At 28.2% G+C, this 25,747-nt stretch carries 25 protein-coding genes; 18 read left to right on the plus strand and 7 right to left on the minus strand.

From position 1 onward, the window contains the following. Positions 1 to 29 precede the first annotated feature (29 nt). The 5 genes from X274_RS05165 (at position 30) to X274_RS05185 (ending at position 5,781) form a co-directional block, all read left to right on the plus strand. Positions 30 to 2,048 (plus strand): transglycosylase domain-containing protein, encoded by a 2,019-nt coding sequence (locus X274_RS05165; RefSeq protein WP_047265740.1) that lies wholly within the window; start codon positions 30 to 32, stop codon positions 2,046 to 2,048. A gap of 12 nt (positions 2,049 to 2,060) precedes the next feature. Next, on the plus strand, positions 2,061 to 2,909 hold the full coding sequence (locus tag X274_RS05170) for a cyclic nucleotide-binding domain-containing protein (RefSeq protein ID WP_047265741.1): 849 nt from the start codon (positions 2,061 to 2,063) through the stop codon (positions 2,907 to 2,909). After that, positions 2,884 to 3,393, plus strand: a complete 510-nt coding sequence (locus tag X274_RS05175; RefSeq protein WP_197073325.1) for a hypothetical protein — start codon at positions 2,884 to 2,886, stop codon at positions 3,391 to 3,393. Before X274_RS05170 ends, X274_RS05175 begins: the two co-directional genes overlap by 26 nt. 154 nt (positions 3,394 to 3,547) lie before the next feature. Then, positions 3,548 to 4,585, plus strand: coding sequence for an L-threonine 3-dehydrogenase (gene tdh, locus X274_RS05180; protein WP_047265800.1), 1,038 nt, complete (start codon positions 3,548 to 3,550; stop codon positions 4,583 to 4,585). 11 nt (positions 4,586 to 4,596) lie between these two features. Continuing rightward, entirely contained in the window at positions 4,597 to 5,781 is a 1,185-nt protein-coding gene (locus X274_RS05185) for a glycine C-acetyltransferase (RefSeq protein ID WP_047265743.1), read from the plus strand. Between the two features lie 39 nt (positions 5,782 to 5,820). Here the strand turns inward: X274_RS05185 and X274_RS05190 are convergent, their stop codons facing one another. Continuing rightward, entirely contained in the window at positions 5,821 to 6,996 is a 1,176-nt protein-coding gene (locus X274_RS05190; RefSeq protein WP_047265744.1) for an ABC transporter permease, read from the minus strand. Between the two features lie 111 nt (positions 6,997 to 7,107). Between X274_RS05190 and upp the strand changes: the two genes are divergently transcribed. Then, positions 7,108 to 7,743: a uracil phosphoribosyltransferase gene (gene upp / locus X274_RS05195; RefSeq protein ID WP_047265745.1), complete on the plus strand. Its 636-nt coding sequence runs from the start codon at positions 7,108 to 7,110 to the stop codon at positions 7,741 to 7,743. Positions 7,744 to 7,765: 22 nt separating this feature from the next. Here the strand turns inward: upp and ftsY are convergent, their stop codons facing one another. Then, entirely contained in the window at positions 7,766 to 8,671 is a 906-nt protein-coding gene (gene ftsY, locus X274_RS05200) for a signal recognition particle-docking protein FtsY (protein WP_047265746.1), read from the minus strand. Between the two features lie 417 nt (positions 8,672 to 9,088). On the opposite strand from ftsY, the gene X274_RS05205 reads away from it, so the two are divergent. The 8 genes from X274_RS05205 (at position 9,089) to eno (ending at position 16,684) form a co-directional block, all read left to right on the plus strand. Continuing rightward, positions 9,089 to 9,745: a DUF2225 domain-containing protein gene (locus X274_RS05205; RefSeq protein ID WP_047265747.1), complete on the plus strand. Its 657-nt coding sequence runs from the start codon at positions 9,089 to 9,091 to the stop codon at positions 9,743 to 9,745. Continuing rightward, a complete protein-coding gene (locus X274_RS05210) occupies positions 9,745 to 11,931 on the plus strand; it encodes a peptidoglycan DD-metalloendopeptidase family protein (RefSeq protein WP_047265748.1) in 2,187 nt (728 codons plus the stop codon). Before X274_RS05205 ends, X274_RS05210 begins: the two co-directional genes overlap by 1 nt. 5 nt (positions 11,932 to 11,936) lie before the next feature. After that, entirely contained in the window at positions 11,937 to 12,416 is a 480-nt protein-coding gene (locus tag X274_RS05215; protein WP_047265749.1) for an RrF2 family transcriptional regulator, read from the plus strand. Next, positions 12,376 to 13,461, plus strand: coding sequence for a tRNA 2-thiouridine(34) synthase MnmA (gene mnmA / locus X274_RS05220; RefSeq protein ID WP_084822643.1), 1,086 nt, complete (start codon positions 12,376 to 12,378; stop codon positions 13,459 to 13,461). Before X274_RS05215 ends, mnmA begins: the two co-directional genes overlap by 41 nt. A gap of 18 nt (positions 13,462 to 13,479) precedes the next feature. Next, on the plus strand, positions 13,480 to 13,968 hold the full coding sequence (gene coaD, locus X274_RS05225; protein WP_047265750.1) for a pantetheine-phosphate adenylyltransferase: 489 nt from the start codon (positions 13,480 to 13,482) through the stop codon (positions 13,966 to 13,968). Between the two features lie 64 nt (positions 13,969 to 14,032). After that, positions 14,033 to 14,632, plus strand: a complete 600-nt coding sequence (gene tsf, locus X274_RS05230) for a translation elongation factor Ts (RefSeq protein WP_047265751.1) — start codon at positions 14,033 to 14,035, stop codon at positions 14,630 to 14,632. 46 nt (positions 14,633 to 14,678) lie between these two features. Further along, positions 14,679 to 15,377 carry a UMP kinase gene (pyrH, locus tag X274_RS05235; protein WP_047265752.1) on the plus strand — a complete coding sequence of 233 codons (699 nt, stop codon included), beginning with the start codon at positions 14,679 to 14,681 and terminating at the stop codon, positions 15,375 to 15,377. 14 nt (positions 15,378 to 15,391) lie between these two features. Next, on the plus strand, positions 15,392 to 16,684 hold the full coding sequence (gene eno, locus X274_RS05240) for a phosphopyruvate hydratase (protein ID WP_047265753.1): 1,293 nt from the start codon (positions 15,392 to 15,394) through the stop codon (positions 16,682 to 16,684). Positions 16,685 to 16,719: 35 nt separating this feature from the next. On the opposite strand, the gene X274_RS05245 is transcribed toward eno, so the two are convergent. Genes X274_RS05245 through X274_RS05265 form a run of 5 tightly spaced genes read right to left on the minus strand, consistent with a single transcriptional unit; the run spans position 16,720 to position 22,113 of the window. Next, a complete protein-coding gene (locus tag X274_RS05245) occupies positions 16,720 to 18,414 on the minus strand; it encodes a hypothetical protein (protein WP_047265754.1) in 1,695 nt (564 codons plus the stop codon). 11 nt (positions 18,415 to 18,425) lie between these two features. Then, a complete protein-coding gene (locus X274_RS05250) occupies positions 18,426 to 19,424 on the minus strand; it encodes a M42 family metallopeptidase (protein WP_047265755.1) in 999 nt (332 codons plus the stop codon). Continuing rightward, a complete protein-coding gene (locus X274_RS05255; RefSeq protein WP_047265756.1) occupies positions 19,424 to 20,461 on the minus strand; it encodes a M42 family metallopeptidase in 1,038 nt (345 codons plus the stop codon). Before X274_RS05255 ends, X274_RS05250 begins: the two co-directional genes overlap by 1 nt. Then, positions 20,454 to 21,488, minus strand: coding sequence for a M20/M25/M40 family metallo-hydrolase (locus X274_RS05260; protein WP_047265757.1), 1,035 nt, complete (start codon positions 21,486 to 21,488; stop codon positions 20,454 to 20,456). Before X274_RS05260 ends, X274_RS05255 begins: the two co-directional genes overlap by 8 nt. Positions 21,489 to 21,501: 13 nt before the next feature. Then, on the minus strand, positions 21,502 to 22,113 hold the full coding sequence (locus tag X274_RS05265) for a septum site-determining protein MinC (protein ID WP_047265758.1): 612 nt from the start codon (positions 22,111 to 22,113) through the stop codon (positions 21,502 to 21,504). 232 nt (positions 22,114 to 22,345) lie between these two features. Here X274_RS05265 and X274_RS05270 point away from each other — a divergent pair, with 232 nt between their 5' ends. Genes X274_RS05270 through mce form a run of 4 tightly spaced genes read left to right on the plus strand, consistent with a single transcriptional unit; the run spans position 22,346 to position 25,735 of the window. Next, positions 22,346 to 24,025 carry an acyl-CoA mutase large subunit family protein gene (locus tag X274_RS05270; protein ID WP_047265759.1) on the plus strand — a complete coding sequence of 560 codons (1,680 nt, stop codon included), beginning with the start codon at positions 22,346 to 22,348 and terminating at the stop codon, positions 24,023 to 24,025. Between the two features lie 16 nt (positions 24,026 to 24,041). Then, the gene (locus tag X274_RS05275; protein WP_047265760.1) at positions 24,042 to 24,440 is read left to right on the plus strand and encodes a cobalamin B12-binding domain-containing protein; all 399 of its coding nucleotides are present in this window, start codon (positions 24,042 to 24,044) and stop codon (positions 24,438 to 24,440) included. Continuing rightward, positions 24,418 to 25,350 carry a methylmalonyl Co-A mutase-associated GTPase MeaB gene (gene meaB / locus X274_RS05280; protein ID WP_052913182.1) on the plus strand — a complete coding sequence of 311 codons (933 nt, stop codon included), beginning with the start codon at positions 24,418 to 24,420 and terminating at the stop codon, positions 25,348 to 25,350. Before X274_RS05275 ends, meaB begins: the two co-directional genes overlap by 23 nt. Continuing rightward, complete coding sequence (gene mce / locus X274_RS05285; RefSeq protein ID WP_047265761.1) at positions 25,337 to 25,735, plus strand: methylmalonyl-CoA epimerase; 399 nt, start codon at positions 25,337 to 25,339, stop codon at positions 25,733 to 25,735. The genes meaB and mce overlap by 14 nt, the downstream gene beginning before the upstream one ends. The last annotated feature ends 12 nt before the right edge of the window (positions 25,736 to 25,747 follow it).

A 25,747-nucleotide genomic window follows, 5' to 3' on the forward strand; every position in this document is an offset into this window, starting at 1 on the left:
TAAAATCATTTTAAATGGGGGAATTTGCATTGAAATATTTTTTATCCGGTATTTTTACTGTTTTAATCATAGCAATCGTACTATTTATCTATACTTTTAATATTTTTGCAAATAAATCTATTTTTTCTATTAATAATAATTATAATACATATGTATTTTCAAATGGAAATGAGATATTACCTCCAAAATTTATATATACAAAATTATCAGAAACCCCAATAAATCTACTTTTTATTTTGTTATGGTCAGAAGATAGGGATTTTTTTGGACATCCTGGATTCAACTTAAAGGGAACACTTAGATCTATAATAACAAATATAAAAAGTGGTACAACTTATGGTGGAAGCACAATTACACAGCAGGTTGTAAAAAATGTTTATTTATCTCAGAAAAAACGAATTTCAAGAAAAATCTTAGAAATTTTTTTATCATTCTGGGTTGAACATTATTATACAAAAAATGACATTTTAGAGGCATATATAAATATAGCTTATCTTGGTAATGATATAAATGGATTCGGAGCTGCTGCAAAAAGATATTTTGGAAAAGACTTAAAAGATTTAAATTTAGCTGAAATATCAATTTTAGTTGGTATTATAAATGCTCCAGAATATTATAATCCATATAAATATCCATCCAGAGCTAAAGAACAGGGATTAATCATATTAAACTCATTAAAAAATAACAAATTATTATCCGACGATGAATACAAAATTTATACACAACAATTAAGCAATATTATATTTAAAAAGGTGTTTTTTGACAAAAATAATCTTCAATTATTACTCGCAATAAAAAGTGAAGAATCAAAAATAAAATTGCATGGTGGTGGTTATATTGTAAAATCCACTATAAATAGAGATTTATTTGAAACAATTAAAAATTCATGGCAGTCTTCACAAAGCGCAATTATACTTGATAATAAAACAGGAAAAGTTTTAAGCTTTTTTGGTTCTCAATATGACACTTTTTATTCAAACAGGCAGATTGGTTCAACGATTAAACCATTCTATTATCTATTAGCTTTAAATAAAGGATATAATATCAATGACCCTTTAACTGACGAGCCATTGAAAATTGGAAACTGGAGTCCAAAAAATTTTGATAAAAAATTTAGAGGTGAAGTTACACTTGAAAAGGCTTTAATTGATTCAATAAATATACCTTCAATTAATCTTTTTCGAAATTTAGAAAATACTACTCAAAAATCAATATTTGTCGTAACAGATTTTCTAAAAAAGATAGGTATAAATGGTTTTTATCCTGATGATATAACCCTGTCCCTCGGAACATTGGAAAGTAATGTATATAATATCGCAAGGGCATTTTCCATTTTTCCAAATTATGGAATAATACCAGATTTTTACATAATTGAAGAAATATATGATAAAAACGGAAATTTAATATATAAAAAAATACCTAAAATTGATAGAAAAATACAAAATATTAACAACAATTCATACAATATAATGAATAAACTATTAAAAAAAGTGGTTTTAGAAGGAACTGCTAAAACTTTATTTTCAGTAAAAAAAGAGTTTTATGGGAAAACAGGAACTGCTGAATCATCCGTATGGTTTACAGGATATGATGGGAAAATTACTATTTCTGTAAGAAAAGATGGAAAATTTTTATTGTCAACCACGCATGCAATTCCTTTAGCCAGAAAAATACTCAGTAATTACTACTCGTATAACTCTTTAGAAAAAGTTCCAATATTCAATTATTTTTTAATATCCTCTTCTAAAAATATTATTGATAATTTTATATCAGAATTTACTACTAAAGACTATTTATCTATCAGCAAAAAAAATTATATTAAATTCATACAAAATATTGAATTGTTATTTCCAGATGAATTTATAAAGGAATATGAAAACTTATCAGAAAATTTAAAAAATCTTTTTGAACTTGATACTTTAACTATTAAAAAATACATAAATTTAATGGATTTACAGGAACCATCTATTTATAATTATTTTTTTAAAGAAAAACTATTTTTAGACTATTATTTCCCTGATCTTTATAATAAAATAAAACTCTATTAAGAAGGTGTTTTTATGAAAGAATTTTTTAATCCCGGCGAAGTATTATTAAAAGAAAACGAAATATACAATTTTTGCTATTATATAATATCTGGAAAAGTACATACTTCTCTTAGAAATCATGAATTAAGTTCTGGAGAATTTATAGGAACCATGAGTTTTATAACGGGCAAACCTTTATTGGAAAGTTATATTGCTAATACAAAGGTTGAAGTATTAAAACTTGATAAAAATTCTATACAAAAAATACTTGAAGAAAAAGAATTTTCTTTATTTTTAGAACACATATCAAAATTGTACATAAATTTATTTTTTAAAAGTTTATACAATATAACTCCAAATATATATGAATTATTAATTTCAAAAGCACGAATATCCAATAGAAAAGACTTAATTGAAGATATGGAACTTGATGAGACGGATATATTATTAGCAGAATTGGATCAAATTTTAAATGTTGGTGAAATTTTCGAATCTGAACTTCCAGAAGATCCAGAAACTGCCACAGAAAATTTTAAATCAATGTTTAATAAAGATAACTTAGATTTAGCTGGAATTATTGTTTTCACAACAAATTACATAAGAAAAAATAGCGATAACCCCCAACTCTGTGAAGATTTAATTTATGGTTTTGAAAAATCAATTGAAATCGAGGATAGAGCTTTAGTTAAATATTTCTTATATTTATCCTGTATTTATTGTAATGATAAAAATCAGGTAAAGGATATTCTTGAAGAGTATTTAGAAATATTAAGGTTCTGGGGAATTCCAGCATGGGGGGAAATGTTGATTAGAGTTGAAAATTATGAAATTTTTTCCAATATGTTTGATAAAAAAAATGTTGGTGATAAAAATGAAATGTGAATTAATACAGAATCTTTCTAAAGATATTCGAGAAATCGCATATATTCAAAATGGTATAGTTATTTCAATTTTAAAATATGAAGATAAAGAAAAACTTGGACAGGTATTCTGTGATGGAGACTATTTTGGACTTGATTCTTTAGTATTTGGAATAAATATTATAGATTATTATAAGGTAGGAAAAACGCGTTTCAAAAAAGAATCATATCAGTTATTTACTGAACTTTTAAAAGATAAAGATTATTACGATAAATTTTTCTTAAATCTAAAAATAACGTTTTTAGAAATTGCTTCATTTATGCAAAAAAAAGAAGAAGAAATTTTATTGTTAAATTTAAGAAAAATATATAATAGAAGCAGCAAAATTAAAGGACTCCCAAAAGATTTTATATTTAATTATATAGATAAAGACAGGATATACAAATTAGTTGAGAAAAAACTAATTAAAGAAGATGATGAATTTTTTTATTATAATCCTGAGTAAATTGAACATATTTTAATATTATTGCCCTATAATATCTATAATAGAGAATAACCTGAAAAAAATGACATTGAAATTTTTTTCATTTTTGAGTTAAACTATTACTGAATGCAAAATATTGAATACAAAATAAGGATGGTGAAAAATTTTGAATATTATGAAAGCCATTATAAAAAAGGAACCAGGAAAAGGCTTTGTATTAGATGAAGTTGAAATTCCAAAAATCAAAAATCCAGATGATGTAAAAATTAAAGTTTTAAATGCATCTATTTGTGGAACAGATTTACATATATGGAAATGGGATGAATGGTCTCAGGAAAGGATTAAAACTCCTCAAATTGACGGACATGAATTTGTTGGTGAAGTTGTTGAAGTTGGTTCGATGGTTAAAGGCGTAAAACCTGGAGATATTGTTGCGGCAGAAACTCATATTCCATGCGGTGTTTGTAAACAATGTAAAACCGGAAATATGCATGTATGTAAAAATATGAAAATATTAGGTGTAGATAGAGATGGAGTTTTTGCTGAATATGTTGTTGTTCCAGAAATAGTATTATGGAAATTGGATCCTTCCATTCCAAAAGAATTCGCATCTGTCATGGAACCTTTAGGAAATGCCATACATACTGTAACTTCCGTGGACTTAAGAGGAAAATCTGTTTTAATAACAGGCGCTGGTCCCATTGGTGCCATTGCAATTCAAATTGCAAAGATTTCTGGCGCTGCAACTGTAATAGTTAGTGAAATTTCCGAATATAGAATTAATATGGCAAAAGAAATGGGTGCTGATTATATAATAAACCCTCTGGAAAAAGATTTAGTTAAAGAAGTTATGAATTTAACAAACAATGATGGCGTTGATGTATTACTGGAAATGTCGGGAAATCCAGATGCTTTGAATAAAGGAATTGAGTCCTTAACAAACGCAGGAGAAGTCGCTATTTTAGGTGTTTTCCCTACAAATCCTGTTCCGTTTGTTATGAATACTGCTGTATTCAAAGGAATTAAAATACACTGTATTACAGGAAGAAAAATGTTCGAAACATGGCAAATCGCTTCAGAATGGTTGAGAACAAAAAGAGTAGATCTTTCAAAATTAATCACTCATATTTTGCCAATGGAAGATTTTGAAAAAGGTTTTGAACTTATGAATTCTAAAAAAAGTGGAAAAATTATATTAAAAATTTCAGAATAAGGGGGAATTTTATGAATTTTTACGATCAATTAAATAATGAAATGAAAGAATTAAAAGAAAACGGTCTTTTTGTAACTATTAGAACTCTAAATAGTGCTCAAGGGTCATGGTTTGAGGTTGATGGCAAAAAAGTTTTAAACCTTTGTTCAAATAATTACCTCGGATTTGCAAACAACGATAGACTAAAAAAAGCTGCAATTAATGCTGTTGAAAAGTATGGCGTTGGTCCTGGTGCAGTAAGAACTATCGCAGGAACAATGGATATACATCATCAATTAGAAAAAGAGTTAGCAGAATTCAAAAAAACCGAAGCAACATTAGTTGTACAATCTGGTTTTAATGCCAATCAAGCTGTTATTCCAGCGATAACTACAGCTGAAGATGCAATTTTATCAGATGAATTGAACCATGCAAGTATTATAGATGGTGTTAGACTTTCAAAAGCAAAAAAATACGTATGGAAACATAAGGATGTTAAAGATCTTGAAGCAAAATTAAAAGAAGCTAAAGAAAATGGTGCAAGAAGGCTTTTAATTATAACTGATGGGGTTTTCAGCATGGATGGAGATTTAGCTCCATTACCAGAAATAGTTGAAGTTGCAGAAAAATATGAAGCAATTGTTATGGTAGATGATGCTCATGGTGAAGGTGTTCTTGGTGAAAACGGTAGAGGAATTGTTGATCACTTCCATTTACACTCTCGAGTCGATATAGAAGTTGGAACATTATCAAAAGCATTTGGTGTTGTTGGTGGATTTATTGCAGGAAAAAAAGTTTTAATAGATTATCTAAAACAGAAAGCACGACCATTTTTATTCAGCAGTTCTCTTTCTCCAGCTGAAGCTGGTGCAGCTTTAGAAGCTGTAAGAATATTGGTTGAAAGTGGTGAAGTGGTTGAAAAATTATGGGATAATGCTAAATATTTTAAAGATAAATTAAATGCTCTTGGATTTGATACATGGCACAGTGAAACTCCAATAACCCCTGTAATGCTTTATGATGCAAAAATTGCAAAAGACTTTAGTTTAAGGTTATTTGAAGAAGGAATTTTCGCTCAATCAATTGGATATCCTACTGTCCCTAAAGGATTGGCAAGAATCAGGGTAATGATCAGCGCTGCGCACACAAAAGAAGATCTTGATTTTGCAGTTGAAAAATTTGAAAAAATAGGAAAAGAATTAAATATAATAAAATAAAATCGCAGTTTTTACTGCGATTTTATTTTGTGGAAAAACTTATTTTTTCTCAATATATGAGAGAAATATATGACTAATTATAAATGATAATACTGTAAATAAAATTATTACAAAAATATCTCCTGATACCATAGAAAGATTATAATTCAATAATGCAACTTTTCTAAAGGAATCTATAGAATATTTTATAGGAAGAATATAAGACCATTTATACCATATAGAATCCTTTGGTATTGATATTAAAACATCCCCAAATAATATCATTGTTCCTATAAAAACCGCTAATATAAATGTTGTTGTTTTTGTCGTTTTGGATATTGCCGAAATTAATAATCCCAATGTAGTAAACATTAAGACATTTAAGATTATCAAAATTATCATTGATATTTCTCCGCCAGCAAAATTGCTTCCAAAATATTTAAAAACATAATACGTTATAATACTCGAAATCAATCCAAGAATAATATATGTAAATAATTTATATAATGAAAATTCCCATATTTTTAACCCATTTGCTCTATATATATCAAGCAATCCATTTTCTCTTGTTTGAGATACAGAAATACCAATTCCTCCCATTGAAAAAATCAAAATTAGTACCAATATAGCAGACGGTGCTAACATATCCTGAAAATCAAGAGATGCATTTTTTATATTTGTTAAACTACCATCTTTTATATTCGGAATTTGTATTTCAATTTCTGGTGGTTTTCTATCTTTATCCACTGATATTCCACCTTTTAATAAAAATTGAGTTGTTGAGCCAACAGAAATCTCCGGAATACCAGATAATTCATTAAATAATGCCTTTACAACTGTATAAATTGCAACACTACTATCAAGGTCATTGGGATTAGGTACTAAAATAAGTTTTGTTTCTTTATAATTTTTCAAATCACTCATAAATCCTTTAGGTATTATCAATATGGAATCATATTCATTACTTTTTATAGCTTCAATTAATTCTGATTTTGTTGTTATTTGAACGGCATCTTTCCATTTGAAAAATTGGCTTAAAAAAAGAAATCCAAATTTTCCCAAAAAACTATTATCTTCATTATATACAGCTATTTTATAGTCTGACAACATATTTTCTGGAAATAGATTCGATCCTAAATAAGACAATAAAAATGGTACTAAAATCAATGTCACTAAAAAACCTTTATTTCTAAAAATTTTAATGAGTTCATATTTCATCAACGACAATATTTTCATTAAATCACCTCGTTTTTTCTAAATCTTTATATATTCTATCAAAAAATTTAAATTGTTCCAAGTATTTTTATGGTATAATTGTTAAAAGAAGATAAAAAAGGAGGTACAAAAATGAATTTTTCTAATCTCACAGTTGTAGAACACCCTTTAATTAAACATAAACTTACTATTATGAGAAACAAAGAAACCGGACCAAAAGAATTTAGAGAACTTTTAAAAGAAATTACACAATTACTAACTTATGAAGCTACAAGAAATCTACCTACAGTAAATATAAATATTGAAACTCCTATTCAACAAACAATCGGTGAGATGGTAGAAGACAAAAAGATAACTATAGTTCCTATTTTAAGAGCCGGTCTTGGTATGATGGATGGAATTTTAAGTCTTGTTCCAAATGCAAGTATAGGTTTTTTAGGAATTTATCGTGATCCCGAATCTTTAAAACCTATAGAATATTATTTAAAATTCCCACCATTTAGTGAAAATCACTATGTATTCATTGTTGATCCTATGTTAGCAACAGGCTTTTCAATTAGATACGCCATAAAAAAGGTTAAAGAATTTGGTGTTAAAAATATTATTGTTATGTCATTATTAGCGGCTCCAGAAGGCGTTAAAAATATTGAAAAAGATTATCCGGATGTTAAAATTTTTACTGCTGCTCTCGATGAAAAATTAAATGATCATGCTTATATTATTCCTGGTCTTGGTGATGCTGGAGATAGATTATTCAGAACAAAATAACCGATGCAATGCATCGGTTATTTTATTCTTCTATACCCAATAATGCGTTACAATAGCTTTCAGGATCAAAAAGCTGCAGATCATCTTCCTTCTCACCAACTCCAATCAGCTTAATTGGTATATTCAACTTTTTATTAATTGCAAAGGCTATTCCACCCTTTGCGGTACCATCTAACTTTGTGATTACTATTCCACTTAAATCAATTGCTTCTTTAAATACCTGTGCCTGTATTATACCATTTTGCCCTGTTGTTCCATCCAATACTAAAAGCGTTTCATGTGGTGCATCTGGAATCACTTTTTGAATTACTCTCTTTATTTTTTTCAATTCTTCCATTAAATTGCTTTTTGTATGCAACCTTCCTGCAGTATCAATTATAACTATATCTTTATTCTTTGATAACGCATGATTTAATGCATCATATGCAACTGCCGCAGCATCCGAACCATGAGAATGTGCAATTACATTTATATTCAGTCTTTTTCCCCATTCTTTTAATTGCTCAATTGCTGCTGCCCTGAATGTATCTCCTGCAGCAAATACTACATCATTACCATTTTCTTTAAAAATCTTCCCAAGTTTTGCTATGGTTGTTGTTTTACCAGTTCCATTTACTCCAACTACCAGAATAACATATGGTTTTTTTTCTGGAGATAAATTAATAGGCTCATTATCGAGATGTTCTACCATTATATTCCTTAATAAAATTAACGGATCTTCACTCTTTTCTTTTTTATACCTTTCCTTTAATTTCTCAACAATATCTTTTGTACTTTCAACACCAACATCTGATAAAATCATTATTTCTTCTAATTCTTCCAAAACTTCTTCATCTAATTTTCTACCGGAAAATAATGTTTTAATATTTCCAAAAAATTTTTCTCTTGTTTTTTTTAATCCCTGAGCTATCTTATTAAAAAATCCCATAATCAACCTCCTGATTATAATTTTATATCCAGAGTATATTTTATCATTAATTTTTCTCATTTCAAAACATATCATAAAAAATTAATACTTAATTATCGGGAACAATCTAATAAATAACTAAATTAGTGTGTCTAAAAAGTCAAATTCACTCAGGCAGCTCGATTGCTTATCCTTAAAATTATTCATTCTCAGCCGTCGCATCGATTTTTCATCCATGAAAAAGCTTCACTCAAAAAAAACATCCTGTTTTTTTGACGGCTTTCATTCATAATTTTAAGGGCAATCTTCGAGCCTTCGTTTCATTTGAGATTTTTTAGACATTCTAAATAACTAAATATTAATTTATTATATTTGGAATTTTTGCAATGAAATGGTAAAATATTTTTAGTATTATATGATAAGAATGAGGTGTATAAAATGGGAGATTTCTGGGAAGATTCTACTACCTGCCCTTTGTGTGGGAGAGCTTTTAATTTTACTAAAATTAAATATGATAGTATAAGAATTGAAAAATATGAAGATGATTTAAAACCTACATTTAAGGGGCCAAATCCTCTTAATTTTTCTATCTTAACCTGTCCAAAGTGCGGATTTACATATTTTTCTGAAGATTCTGATGTTTTAAGAAAAACTTCTAAAGAGACAAAAAAAGAACTAAAAAACTATTTAAAAAGAACTCGAGACAAACTTGGAAAAATCAACAATTCAAAAGATAAGTCGATTGATTTCTTGAAAAAACAATATGCTCTTGCAGGAATTGTTTATCGCATTTTAAATCGTCCAGGAAATGTTGCAAAAAGTCTTATCAGACTTGCATGGATTTTCAGGGATGAAAACAAAACCATGGAAGAATTAAAATTATTAATTTCTGCAGTAAATATTCTTGAAGAGAATTTTAAAGACCTAAATTCTGACGAAGAACTTATATTATATTATTTTTTTAAAGGTTATACAAATTTGCGTATAGGGAAAAAAAAGGAAGCCAAAGAATTTTTCAATAAACTTATTGGAAGATATAAAAAATCAAGAAATCCTTATGTAAAAAAAGCTGAATTTTTGAAAGGTGATATATGATGAAAAGATATATATTTATTTTGATAATTGTAATTTTGCTTTTTAATTCATGTTCCTTATTTCAACAGACAAAAAACAACACAGAAGATAGATTAAATAATATTGAAAATGAAATATCACTTTTAAAACTCTCTATAAATAACTATGAGAATTCTTTAAAACAAATAAACGAAAATATTATCGTTTTTAATGAAAAAGTAAATAGTCTCTCTGATACTATTATTGTATTGAAAAAAGATATAAATAGTATATATTCTACAATTGATGCTTCCAATACAAATATACAAAAAATTTTGAAAAAATATGATTCCGAATTAAATACCCTCCATAATTCACTGAAAAATTTAAAAACAGATGTTTCAAATTTAGCAAATAGAAAAGACGAAACATATTATAATGAAATTATAACGGCTTTAGATAATAGACTTCAAGAAATTTCGAATAAATTAAACGACTTAAATAAAAATACAATAAAAAAGGATGAATTCGATACTTTAACCAAAAAATATATAACTAAAGATTCAACTATATTTGAAAATAATAAAATATATGTGGATTCAAAATTCGATTTGTTGAATAAACAATTTAAAGATACAATAAAATCTTTAAACAAAGATATAACTACTCTAAATTCAAGCATAACAAATATTAATATTTCCATGTATAGCAAATATAGCGAACTATTAAACTATATAAATTATAATAAAAATAATTTTTCATCTATAGAAAAAAATATTAATAATTTAGATAAGCGTCTTACTTATTTAGAAAAAATTAGTAAACGTTTAGATAACAATTTGACCGATTTAGAGAAAAACATTTATAATATTACACTTAGTTCCACAGAAATAAAAAATTCTATTGATATTTCAGTAAAAGAACACATTGATAACCTATTAAAAACTGTAAATTCACTGGATAAAATATGGCAAATAAATTTTGAAACACTTGAAAAAGATTTAGATTCCCTAAAAAACGATTACTCAACATTTAAAAATAAAACCGTTAATTTAATAAATGAAGAAAACTTAAAAAAATATGTTTATTCTTCTGTTGAAGCCGAAACTCAAAGAGAAGTTGCCAAATTATTTTATAAAACTAAAAGTGAAGAATTACTTAAAATAAAAAATCTGGAAGAAAAATTTGCAGTTTTAGATAACACCATTGAAGATTTACAAAATTCATTTGAATTATTATCTTCAAGACCTTTAAATACTTTTGATGAAAAGTTTAAAACAAAATTAGATGAATTAGAACGCGAATTGACAAATGCTTTGATTTCCTTTTCTAATGCTGAAATAAAAGAACTTTTTGGAAGTAATGATCAGATAATTTATAAAATAAAATCCGGCGATACATTAAGCCAAATTGCTTTAGCATTTGGATTGGGATATAACGGTGTTGATTTAATAAAAGTAGTTAATAATATTGATGATCCAAGAACTATTAGAGTTGGACAAAAAATTATTATTCCTGTAAAAAATATAGAGAAATTTTTGACCTGGCCATTAAGTTATACTTTACCTTCAAATTATGAACGTATTGTTATAAGATTTGGTGATCGAATATCTACTGGAGTATCTATAGGCCTTGGAATACTGCCGTTAAAAAATGAATATATTAAACCAGCCTTACCTGGAAAAATAGTAGATGCTGGAAAAATGAAGAATAATTCATATTATATTAAAATAGATCATGGTAATGGAGTTCTAACTGTTTATTCAAACCTCCTTTCCATAAAAGTTAAAAATGGACAATGGGTTGATAATAGTACAATAATAGGAACAGTAAAAAAAGATAAATTATTTAATTTTGAAATATGGAAAAATGGTGAGCCTAAAGATCCTATGAGATTATTTTTTAAATATATTGGTGATTTCAAAGCTACATTTTATACAGAATGGGATGATAAAATCATATACTACCCGGCATTTAGATTAACAAAATCACAAAAGGTCCCAAGGCCCTGGGTAACTGTAGCAGCTGATCCAGATTTTTTACCCTTAGGTACTGTTATATATATTCCAGAATTCAGAAATTCACCTAATTATGGTTTTTTTGAAATTGAAGATATAGGTTCAAAAATAATTGGAAATAAATTGGACATATATGTTAATGACGTCAGATTTGCTCAAAATACAAAAAATGTAAATGTATATGTCGTTGGTAAAAAAAGCAGGAGGTAAAAATTATGGGATTAACAGTTAAAAGTAGTTATGCTTTAAGAGCTTTATATGAATTAGCTATATTTCATAAAAACGGCATAAAAAGAGTTTCTATAAACGAATTATCTTCTAAACAAAAAATACCAAAAGATTTTTTGGAGAAAATCTTCAGTGAATTAAGAGAATATGGCATTGTTGATTCCGTAAGAGGTCGATACGGTGGCTACGCTTTAAGTAAAGAACCTCAAGATTTAAAATTAAGTGAAGTAATTTATATACTCGACAAACCTTTCCAGTCATATGAATGTGTTGTAACAGGAAAATGTGAAACTCTTGGTTCTGAGTGTGCTGTAGGATACATATGGAAAAAAATCAATACTATTTTAATGCAAGAACTTTCTAAAATAACTCTTGCTGATTTAGTAGTTTTAGGTGAAAAATTTGAATTAATGGGAGGAAACACTGTTGAAGAAAAAATTAATAATGTTGATGAGCGGGGGAGTTGATAGCTCCGTTGCGGCTTTTTTAGCAAAACAAAATGGATATGATATTATAGGTATTCATTTCAAAACAATGCCTGATGATATATTTATCAAAATTCCTGAAAAGAAAAAGATTTGCTGTAGTCCTTCTGATACATATGACGCAATGAGAATAGCTGATAAACTTGGCTTTGAATTAAAAATTATTAAAATCTATGAAAAATTCAGAGAAAAAATTATCGATTATTTTATAAATGATTATAAAAATGGGGTTACTCCAAATCCATGTATGTTATGTAATAAATATTTTAAGTTTGGTCTTGCTATTGATTTATTAAAAGAATACAATGCAGATTATGTTGCTTCCGGACATTATGCAATAAGAGAGTTTTCAGAAAAATACAATACACATGTAATTAAAAAAGGCGTTGATAAATCAAAGGATCAATCATATTTTCTTGCATATATTGATAAAAAAGCAATTCCGAAAATCCTTTTCCCTAATGGTTATTATACCAAAGACGAAATAAGAAAAATTGCAAAGCAGTTGGATATAAATATAGCTAAAAAGGTTGATAGTCAAGAGTTGTGTTTTATACCAGATAATGATTATAGAAGATTTTTAAAAGAAAATAAAGTTATTATTTCAAAAGGCGAAGTACTGGATTTAGATGGAAATGTTATAGGCGAACATAGCGGATATACTAATTACACTATTGGGCAAAGAACAGGAATTAAATATTTCAAAAATCCAAATATGAAAATGCATGTTTATAAGATAATACCTGAAACTAATCAAATCGTTGTTGCTCCTACTGAGAAAGTTTATTTTAAAGGATTAATTGCAGAAGATTTTAATTTCATTGTAGATTTTGAAAAAATTGAGGCAAAATGCAGAATTAGAAAGAGAAATGAAGAAAAGGATGCCTACATAAAAAAAATAGATTCTGATAAAATAGAAGTAATTTTTAAAGAACCTATTTTTGCAGTTACTCCAGGCCAATTTGCCGTTGTTTATGATAATGATGGAGTTATATTAGGGTCTGGAAAAATTAAAACATACTTATAATACTCACGGAGGTTTGAGATGACAAGAGCTATATATCCTGGTAGTTTTGACCCTATAACCTTTGGTCATTTAAATATAATTAACCGTGCTTCTAAAATATTTGATGAATTATATGTTGTAGTTTTGCATAATGTTAATAAAAGATATTTTTTTACAAAAGAAGAAAGAATTAAAATCACAAAAGATTCGTTAAAAGATTTCCCAAATATACATGTTGAAAGTTATGAAGGGCTACTGGTAGATTATGCAGAAGAAAAAAAAATAAATGTTGTTATAAGAGGGTTAAGAGCTGTTTCGGATTTTGAATACGAACTTCAACTTGCCAATGCAAATAGGTCATTAAATAAAAATGTGGAAATCTTATTTCTGATGACAGATACAGAATTTTCTTTTATTTCTTCCACAATAGTAAAAGAGGTAGCGAAGTTTGGCGGAAATATATCCCAATGGGTTCCAGAAAATGTGGAGAAAGCGATAATTAAAAAAATTAGTAATAACACTGTTTAGAAAAAGAAAAGTAATTATGTTAAAATATTTGTGAATTTAAAGAAATTATTAGGAGGGAATTGAAATGGCTATAACTGCTGCAGATGTTAAAAAGTTAAGAGATGCTACCGGTGCTGGAATGATGGATTGTAAAAAAGCTTTAGTAGAAGCTGAAGGTGATTTCGACAAAGCGGTTGAAATTTTAAGAATAAAGGGAGCTGCTAAAGCTGCTAAAAAAGCAAGCAGAAGTACTGGTGAAGGTATTATTTATTCATATATTCACCATAATGAAAAAATTGGTGTTTTATTAGAATTAAATTGTGAAACAGATTTTGTTGCAAGAACTGAAGAATTCCATGAATTGGCAAAACAAATTTCTTTACAAATAGCTTCAATGAGACCAAAATGGATAAAGAGGGAAGATGTTCCTGAAGAAGTTATTGCTAAAGAAAGAGAAATCTATAAAGAAGAAATGAAAGAATCTGGAAAACCAGAACATATTATCGAAAAAATAGTTGAAAATAAAGTTAACAAATTTTATGAAGATAACTGTTTATTAGAACAGGAATTTGTGTTTGCAGAAGAAAAAGGTCAAAAAATTAAGGATCTTATTACAAACGCAATTGCTAAAATAGGAGAAAATATTCAGGTTTCAAGATTTTCAAGATTTGAAATAGGTGAATAGGGTGGTCTTTGTCCACCCTTTTTTTTAAGGAAAAGGGGGAGAGTTTATGTATAAACGAATACTATTAAAGCTCAGCGGAGAAGTTCTTTCTGGAGAAGATAAAAAAGGTTTTGATGAAAAATCTCTTGAATATCTTTCCAATGAAATAAAAGAAGTTGTAAAAAATGGAATTAAGCTTGGCATGGTTATTGGCGCCGGTAATTTATTCAGAGGACGCGAATTACAGGATGTTACAAATAGCATTGGGGATCACATAGGAATGCTTGGGACTGTAATTAACGCTCTTTACTTAAAGGATTACTTTGAGAAAAAAGGCATTAAAACAGTTGTTGTATCTCAAATTGTTAACCTACCCTCTGTAAGAATTATACATTATGATGATATAGAATTATATTTTAATGCTGGATATGTCGTTATTTTTGCTGGTGGAACGTCGAATCCTTTCTTTACTACAGATACTGCAGCTGCCTTACGCGCTGTTGAAATGAAAGCAGATGTTTTAATTAAAGCAACAAAAGTAGATGGAATATATAATAAAGATCCAAAAAAATTTGAAGATGCTAAAAAATATGATAAAATATCATATGATGAAGCAATAAATTTAGGTTTGAAAATTATGGATACAGAAGCTTTTTCAATATGTAAAAGATATAAAATGCCTATTATTGTTTTAAATTTCTTTAAAAAAGGAAATTTAATGAATTCCTTATTCGATTCAAAAATAGGAACTTTTGTTAAACCTTAGGGAGGTGGAATTTTATGTGGTATGATGAAATTGTAGCTGTAAATGCAAGAGAAGTTTTAGATTCAAGGGGCAATCCAACAGTTGAAGCTGTTGTTGAATTAGTTAGTGGCGCAACAGGTAAGGCTATTGTTCCATCTGGAGCATCAACAGGAAAATTTGAAGCTTTAGAATTAAGAGATGGCGATAAATCAAGATTTAAAGGTAAAGGTGTATTAACTGCTGTCAAAAATATAAATGAAATTATCGCAAAAGAATTAGTAGGTCTTAATGTTTTTGATCAGCCACTTATTGATAAAGTTATGTTAGAACTCGATGGCACAGAAAACAAATCAAAATTAGGCGCAAATGCTATTTTGGCAGTTTCTATGGCTGTTGCAAGAGCTGCAGCAGATTCCTTAGGATTACCTTTATATAAATATTTAGGCGGACCAAACGCAAAGGTTTTACCTGTACCTTTAATGAATATTATAAATGGCGGTGAACACGCTGATAATAATTTAGACATTCAGGAATTTATGATTGTTCCTGCAGGATTTGATAAATTTTCTGATGCATTACGAGCAGGCGCTGAAGTATTTCATTCATTAAAATCATTATTAAAAAAGGAAGGTCATGTTACAGCAGTTGGTGATGAAGGTGGTTTTGCACCAAATCTTAATTCAAATGAAGAGGCTATCCAATTTATTATAAAAGCTATCGAAGATGCTGGATATAAAGCAGGTGAACATGTATTTATCGCTTTAGATTGTGCTGCTTCAGAATATTATGACGAAGAAAAGAAGGTATATAATATTGATGGAAAAGAATTAACAGCGGAAGAAGCTATGGAATATTATGAAATGTTAGTTGATAAATATCCAATTGTTTCTATTGAAGATCCATTTGACCAGGAAGATTGGGAAGCTTATAAGAAATTCACCGAAAAAGTTGGTAACAAGGTACAAATAGTTGGTGACGATTTATACGTAACAAATGTAAAAAGATTACAAAAGGGTATCGACATGAAAGCTTCAAACTCTATTTTAATCAAATTAAATCAAATAGGATCGGTTACAGAAACATTGGATACTATGGAATTAGCCATGAAATCAAACATGACAAATGTCGTTTCTCATAGATCAGGCGAAAGTGAAGATACGTTTATTGCAGATTTAACAGTTGCTATGAATGCTGGATTCATCAAAACAGGTTCATTATCAAGAAGTGAAAGAATTGCAAAATATAATCAATTATTAAGAATAGAAGAAGAACTTGGTGAAATTGCAGAATTTAGAGGATTAAAAGCTTTCTATTCAATAAAAAAATAAATAAAAGTTAAAAGGCGCTAAAGCGCCTTTTAACTTTACCAGTATGAACTTTCCACATTTTCCCATTTCATATCTAATATCTTTTCTATTTCTTTCAATAGTTTCTTTCTTTTACTACTATATTTGGGTATTTGAAAGTTTATAAATTTAACATGTTTATTTTCAAACTCACTTAATACCTCAATATATTCAATAATTTCCTGATTTAAATTATATCGAAACGTATTTAAAAAAATTAAATTATTTTTGTATTTAAAAACATTGCTCTTATATATATCTATATTTTTTAATGAAATCGTACTTTCGGTAAACTTGGCTATTAAAACATTCTTAAACTTTTTCTCAAAAAACATTTTTTTAAATTCATCTATATCTCTAATATCATTTATTTTTATGTATAAGTTGTTTAGCATATATTTTACACCATTAAAAAAAAGGTCTTTTTCCAAATCGCTAAATTTTTCCTCTTTTATAAGTAAAAAACCATCAAAGTCCAAAATTCTTTTTCCAAATGAATATATATAAAATTCTTTTGTTGTCTTTAATATTTCTAAATATTCTTTTGTTATATTGTAATTTTCAGAAACATATATATTATATGAAAAATAATCTATTTCATTAATTCTTTTTTTGTAAAAAGATATATAAATAATATCTTCATAAACTCTTATTGCATCGATTATATTATTTTCTATATCTTCAAATGTTTCTACATCACGAAAAATAACTTTATTTATGTGTTTCAGTTTTTTTATACTTGTTTTTATTAAGTTCTTATCCTCTATTCCAAGATTATAAGAAATCCTGAATAATTCTTTAGAAATATTATTTTCATGCTTAAAATATCTTCTCATCCAGAAGATTAATATTCCGGAAAAAAAGAATGTTATCATAGAAAAAAATACTATTGAAAATTTCGATAGATTCTTACTTTCAAAAATAGAAAGAACATAAACACTATCTCCAAAATCTGTTTTATTTATTGTATATAATTTTCCATTAAAATAAAATTTTTTTATCTTTTCTTTAGATAAAAAAATTTTAGAATATATAAAATAAGGCAAAGATACTTTAGGCCAGATTAATTTCGTCCTATTATCCACTATATAAAATTTAATATCATCTGTTGAAAAACTTTTTAAATGATTAAATTTTACCTTTATTTCAAAAGAAATATAAGCTATTGGTATCTGATCAATATCAAAAATAAATGTAGTCAAATAAAAATAATTTTCATTATTAAATGAAAAAACAGGAGAACTTTTTATTAAATTCGTGCTGTTTTCTAATTCTTTCAAATTATTTTCAAATATCGTATAATTTAAAAAATTAATTTTTTTCGGATATATAATATTTCCACTAAAATCACTTATAATTATTTTTCCATTGAACAACACAACATCTTTTTTTTCATTAATATATTCATCTAATCTATTATATGTATTATTAAAAATTATGTTATTTGATACGTGATTCCCGGAAGAAAATATAATAAGTGATTTTACATATGAATTAATTCTAATATCGTTGCTAAAAATTTGAGAAAAATTAATATATCTCGCATTATAGTCATTAATTATATTAACAACAGAAACAGAAGAACGGTCTACTATTTCTTCAACCGTTCTTTCAACATACATCATATTTACAATAATCAAAATTAAATATAATAATATAAATATAACTAAACTAAAAACAAAAAAATCTTTAAAAACTTCATGTTTTTTCATTTCATCACCAATTAATTATTTGATAATGCCACCACAAATTTTACAGTTTCTTCAACATCTGCTATTGAAACCATTTCATGAGGCGTATGTATATATCTTGTAGGTATTGATATTGTTCCTGAAGGTATTCCTGACTTTGTCGTCTGATATCCTCCCGCATTAGTTCCGCCAAATAATAAAACTTCCATCTGATATTTTATATTATTTTTTTCAGCTACTTCTTTTAATGTATCTACAACAAATTTATCACTTACAGTATATCCATCTTTTATCTTTATACACGGGCCCTCATTTAATTTCATAGACATCCTTTTAAAAGCCTTTGGAGTATCTGCAGAAGCCGTAACATCAAGCGCTATTGCCATATCTATGTCATAATTATAACCAGCTACCGATGCACCTATTAATCCTACTTCTTCCTGAACAGTAAAAGCGAAAATGATTGTATTTTTAGGCGTGTCTATTATCTTTATTGCCTCAATCATAATAGCACAACCTATTCTATCATCGAGTGCTTTTGAGATAACTTTATCTCCTAAATCATTAAATTGTGCATAGTAGGTTCCAAATGTCCCTATAGGTGCTATCTTTTCTGCTTCTTCTTTTGAAGAAACTCCTATATCAACAAATAATACATCAAAACTTAAATTATTCATGTTTTTAGAATATTCTTCCATGGTTTCGCCTTCAAACCCAATTACACCAATATGCCCATTAAATTGAACCTTAGCCCCTATTAAAATCTTTGGGTTAACACCACCAACAGGCTCTACTCTTAAAAAGCCACTATCTGTGATATGTGTAACTACAAGTCCTATTTCATCCATGTGTGCATCAAACAATATCGTCTTTTCTCCTGAACCCTTTTTTATAGCAATTAAATTCCCAAGCTTATCCACTTTATATTCATCAACATATTCCTTTATTTCGTCTATAATAATTTCTCTAATTTTCTTTTCTCTACCACTTGGAGAATTGATTTCTGTTAATTTTTTTATTAAATCTTTCATTATTTTAATATCCTCCCTTCAAGAACTAATAATTCTAATAATTTATATCCGTTGATATAATCATTAATGTCTATAATTGTATTAGGTGAATGAATATAACGTGATGGTACTGCCAATATTCCAGATGGAATACCATCTAATGTTGTTGCAAGCCTTCTGGCATCTGTTCCTCCTGCAGTTCTCATTTTAAACTGCAATTTTATGTTATTTTCCTTTGCCACTGATATAATTTTATCAAAAATTTCTTTTGATAATACCACACCCGAATGCATAAAAAACGTAGCAGGTCCATTACCAAGATGTGTTGCCCATTTATCTTTATCCAATAAAGGATAATCTCCTGCTGTAGTTCCCTCTAAAACCAGAGCTACATTAGGTTTAATATAATTCGCAGCTACACCACTTCCACGCAATCCAACCTCTTCCTGTACAACAAAAGCAAAATAAGTATCATATTCTGGCTTATATCCTTCATAAATTTTATCTATTAAATTCATCATCCACGAACAACCTGCTCTGTCATCGAAAGCTTTTGAAACTGCTCTATCACCACTCATATAAAATTTTATATCAAATGTTACCATATCTCCCAATTTTATTTTTTTCTTTAATTCTGTTTTTTCATAACCTGTATAAACTTTAAAAGATGTATAATCCGGTTTTGACTTTCTTTCATTAGCATTTAATAAGTGTATGGGTTTAATTTGTATTATAGATAAAATTTCTCCTTTAACTTTAAGCCTTTGAGCAAAAACCACACGAGGATCAACTCCACCTACTGGAGAAATATGAAAGGTTCCATCATCATTTACTTTAGTCACCATAAACCCTACTTCATCCATATGTGCAAGCAACATGACCTTTTTTGATGAATCTTTCCCTTTTATTTTTGCTATTAAATTTCCCATAACATCTACATGATATTCATCCACTTTATTTTTTATTTTTTCAAGAATATATTCTCTAACCTTTTCTTCTTTACCAGAAATTCCAGGTAACTCTGTAAGTTCTGGCAAATATTTTAAAAGCTCATTCATCATTTTCACCTTCTTTGTTATAATCTACAATAAATTGCGCTATTAATCTTGCTGCATTGTCTACATCAGAAGGATCAACAACTTCTACAGAAGAATGCATATTTAAAATTGGTATAGATATACCTATTGTTTTAATACCTTCTCTAACTATCTGAACAATGTCTGCTTCAGTTCCGCTTCTTATAGGTAATGGCTCAATTTGATGCTTTATATTATATTCTTCTGCTATTTTTATTATTTTTTCTGTTACTTCATTATTCATAGTGGGTCCTATCGCTATTGCCGGCCCTTTTCCCATTTCTATTTTTTCAAAATGTGGTGGTGTATCACTCCCAAAAGTGACATCTACAATTATTCCGATTTCTGGATTTACCTCATAACTAGTTCTTTTTGCACCTTTTAATCCTATTTCTTCACCCTGGTTAAATAAAAAATAAATGCTTTTATCTTCAATTTTATATTTCTCTAAATATTCGAGAGTTTTTAATAAAACAGCACATCCCGCTCTATCATCAAGAGCTTTACCTGTTATTTTATTATTCAATTCTTCTGATTTTACATCTACAACGCCAATATCACCAACTTCAATATCTTCTGTTCCACCATCAATAGAAAAATCTACATATAGGTTATCGAAATCTGGTGCAGTATTTCTATGTTCCTGCTTTTGAAGATGTGGTGCGAGCATTCCTACAATTCCTAATTTAAATCCCTGTTTCGTTTTAAACTTAACCCTTTTTGAAATCAATGTTCTTGGATCAACTCCGCCTATAGTATGAACCATTGCAAATTGTTCATCAATTATTTTTGAAACAACTAACCCTATTTCATCCATATGAGCAAACAGTCCTATTTTATTACTTCCATTTCCATATTTTATTCCTAAAGATCCTTTTCCTGCATCAAAAATCTCTATATTATTTGAAATTTTAATCACCAGATCTTTAATTGTCTCTTTCACTTCATTTTCATACATTGAAACACCTATAGCATCGCTTAATTTTTTCAGAATTTCTGTTGTTTTCATCTTATAACCTCCATCATAATTCTATAGGTTCAACATTTATCTGATCATTATCATAATGTATTGATACTGGCCCTTTTGGCCATGCGTAATTATTTAAGACTATTCCGCATATTTCCACAAGAGGTGATTCCATTTCTGCTGCTACTATAAATGTATTTTTATGCTGCGTCATTCCAACTCTAACTGTACCCTTTATTTTACCAAATACTATCACACTCCCTCCAGCTCTTATTTCTGAACCCTGATTCACATTACCAAAAATAATTATATCTCCTGGATTATCAAGTATCTGACCAGAGCGCACATGTTTCTTATATATATTAGTACCACTTAATCTAAATTCTTTCTTCTTTTTTTTGATTTCTGGAAGATCTTCAAAATATGCTCCTGATAAATATAATTTTTTCTCCTTTGCCAGCTTTCCTATTTTGGGTACAATTGAATACATTTCTGGATTTTTTATCAAAACATAGAACCCATCACCTTCTGAAAAAAAGTTATTCAGCTTATCTAAATTTTCAGAAAGTTTTTCCAAAAGTTGCTTTTGTGTAACGTTTTTCTCAAGAAAAAAAATGATGTCTCCATCAATAAATTTAGGATATACAATATCTTTTTCCGAAGCCATACAAAAAACCTCCTGTAATTTTCAATTAATATCTATATAATATAATAGCATATAATTATCGTTAATACCAATTTATTATTCTTATCATATCTAAGATAATCCTTAATTATCAGCTGAAATTATCTTTTATTGCAGATTTTTTCATTAGCAAAAAAGAAAAAAATATTGTAAAATATAATCGTGTCGTGAAATATTTAACCCAAAAAAATCCAGAAATCTGCGGAGGTGCTTTATGTATCAGGATAAAAAATTAATTGAAATTTCAGAGAAGAAGAAAAAATGGGAAGAAACAACCTTAAAAAAGACACTCGAAAGATTTCCAGAAAGAAAAAAACATTTTAAAACTACTTATAATGAAGAGGTAAAGCGTTTATACACACCTGAAGACATTAAAAATATTGATTATTTAGAAGACATAGGATTTCCAGGGGAATATCCTTTTACTCGTGGCGTTCAACCTACAATGTATAGAGGAAGATTCTGGACAATGAGGCAATATGCTGGTTTTGCTTCTGCTGAAGAATCCAATAAACGATATAAATATTTATTAGAACAGGGACAAACAGGTCTTTCAGTTGCTTTTGATTTACCTACTCAAATTGGATATGATTCAGACCATTCAATGTCAGAAGGTGAAGTAGGAAAAGTAGGCGTTGCTATAGACTCTTTAAAAGATATGGAAATACTTTTTGATGGCATACCTCTTGATAAAGTAAGTGTTTCTATGACTATTAATTCTACAGCTTCAATATTGCTCTCAATGTTAATAGCTGTTGCTGAAAAACAAGGAGTAGAACAAGAAAAGTTGAGAGGAACTATACAAAACGATATATTAAAAGAATATATAGCAAGAGGCACATATGTATTTCCTCCAGAACCTTCAATGAAAGTAATTGTAGATATATTTGAATACGGTTCCAAAAATCTCCCTAAATTTAATTTAATAAGTATAAGCGGATATCATATAAGAGAAGCTGGTGCAAATGCCGTTCAAGAAGTCGCATTTACATTAGCTGACGGATTGGCATATGTTGAAGCTGCTGTTAAAGCAGGATTAGATCCAAATATATTTGGAAAAAATTTATCCTTTTTCTTCAATGCCCATAACAATTTTATTGAAGAAATTGCAAAATTCAGAGCTGCAAGAAAATTATGGGCTAAGCTAATGAAAAATAAATTTAATGTCACAAACCCTGCTGCATTAAGATTAAAATTTCATACTCAAACTGCAGGTTCCACATTAACTGCTCAACAACCTTTAAACAATATAATAAGAGTTACATTACAGGCTTTAGCTGCTGTTTTAGGCGGAACTCAATCACTACATACAAATTCTTATGACGAAGCTCTTGGATTGCCTACAGAATTATCTGCTACAATTGCTTTAAGAACACAACAAATAATAGCATATGAATCAGGTGTTACTGAAACAATAGATCCTTTTGCTGGATCATATGTTATAGAATCTTTAACAAAAGACATTGAGGAAAAAGCTATGAAATATATAGAAAAAATTGAAGAAATGGGAGGAATGGTAAGGGCAATTGAAAATGGGTATGTTCAAAAAGAGATATTAAATTCCGCTTATGAAACACAACTATCTATAGAAAATTCCGAACAGATTATTGTAGGCTTAAATAAATTTACAGTAGAAGAAGAACATAACGGAACCATTTTAAAAGTGGATCCTATCGTTGAAGAAAAACAAAAAGAAAAATTAAAAAGTCTAAGAAAAGAAAGAAATAACGACGAAGTAAAGAAAAATCTGTTAAAATTGGAAAATGCTGCAAAAAACAATGAAAATATTATGCCGTATATTTTAGACGCAGTGAAATCATATGCTACATTGGGTGAAATCACAAATGTTTTAAGAGACGTTTTTGGCGAATACCACGAAGCTGTAATATTATAACAAGGGAGGATTAATAATGAATAAAATAAGGGTATTGGTAGGAAAACCCGGTTTAGATGGTCATGATAGAGGAGCTAAGGTCGTTGCAAGAGCATTAAGAGACGCTGGAATGGAAGTTATATATACAGGAATAAGACAAACTCCAGAAGATATTGTAAATACAGCTTTAGAAGAAGATGTAAATATTATAGGATTATCAATATTATCAGGAGCACATATGAAATTATGCGAAAAAGTATTGAAATTATTAAAAGAAAAAGATGCAGATATTCCCGTATTTTTAGGTGGAATTATACCAGAAGATGACATACCAACTTTAAAAGAAATGGGGATTGTAGAAGTCTTTGGCCCTGGAACTCCACTTGAAACAATAATCAGCAAGGTGAAAGAAATTGTATATTCAAAAAAAGCTTGAAAATATAATAGAAAAGTTCAAAAATGGTGAAAAATATGCTTTAGCACAGGTAATATCCCTTGTAGAAAACAATATAAATTATGCCTGGGATATAATAAAACAACTTCCAAACCCAGAAAAAGATACACAAATAATAGGAATAACCGGAAGTCCTGGTGCTGGAAAAAGTACATTTTTATCAAAAGCTGTTAATGAATGGAGCAAAAATAATTTAAAAATAGGTATTATAGCTGTTGACCCATCAAGCCCATTTTCCGGTGGCGCTTTTCTTGGAGATAGAATACGTATGAGAAATTTGTCCGGTAAAAACAATGTTTACATAAGAAGTATAGCTTCTCGAGGCAGCGTTGGTGGTTTATGCGATTCAATATATGATATTGTAGATGTTATGAAATCGTTTGGATTTGATAAAATAATTATAGAAACTGTTGGTGCAGGACAATCTGAAATAGAAGTAATATTTGTTGCAGATACTGTGCTCCTTGTTTTATCTCCAAATACCGGTGATGAAATACAGATGTTTAAAGCTGGAATAATGGAAATAGCTGATGCCTATATAATAAACAAAATGGATTTACCAGAAGCTGATAAATTTATTTTACAATTGAAAAACACATTATCTCTGGAAAATGAATATAAATCAAAAATCATATTACCTGTTAGCGCTATACAAAACAAAGGTATTATAGAAAGCATAAATTGGATTGATACACATTTTAATGAATTAAAAAATTCAGGCGAATATGAATATAGAAAAAAAAGAAGAATAAAAAGAAGAGTTAGAAGCTCTATTATGAGAAATATAGATAATATAATAGATGACTCAAATATAGAATTTGAAAATGTAAAAGATTACAAAGAAAAAATAATGAAATATATATGTGAGGAGGAAAAAAATGAAAAAGATTGATCATATTGGAATTGCAGTAAAATCCATTGATAAAGCTTTAAATTTATATAAAAATTTATTAAATTTAGAAATAACAGGAGAAGAAATTCTTGAAAATAGAGGATTAAAGGTCGTTTTTATAAAAGCTGGTGATACAAGAATAGAATTATTAGAGCCTTTGCATGAAAATTCTGAAATTTCTGGATTTTTAAATAAAAAAGGCGAAGGAATACATCATATAGCATACGAAGTGGAAAATGCCAGTGAAATGATAAAGAAATCAAAAGAATTGGGAATAAAACCTTTAAGTGACGAACCAAAAGATGGTGCTCATAACACAAAAGTTGTTTTTTTACATCCAAAAACAACAAATGGCGTATTAGTTGAATTAGTTGAACATAAATAGTATAATAAATAT

It is taken from the genome of Marinitoga sp. 1155, from assembly GCF_001021175.1.
GTDB lineage: Bacteria > Thermotogota > Thermotogae > Petrotogales > Petrotogaceae > Marinitoga.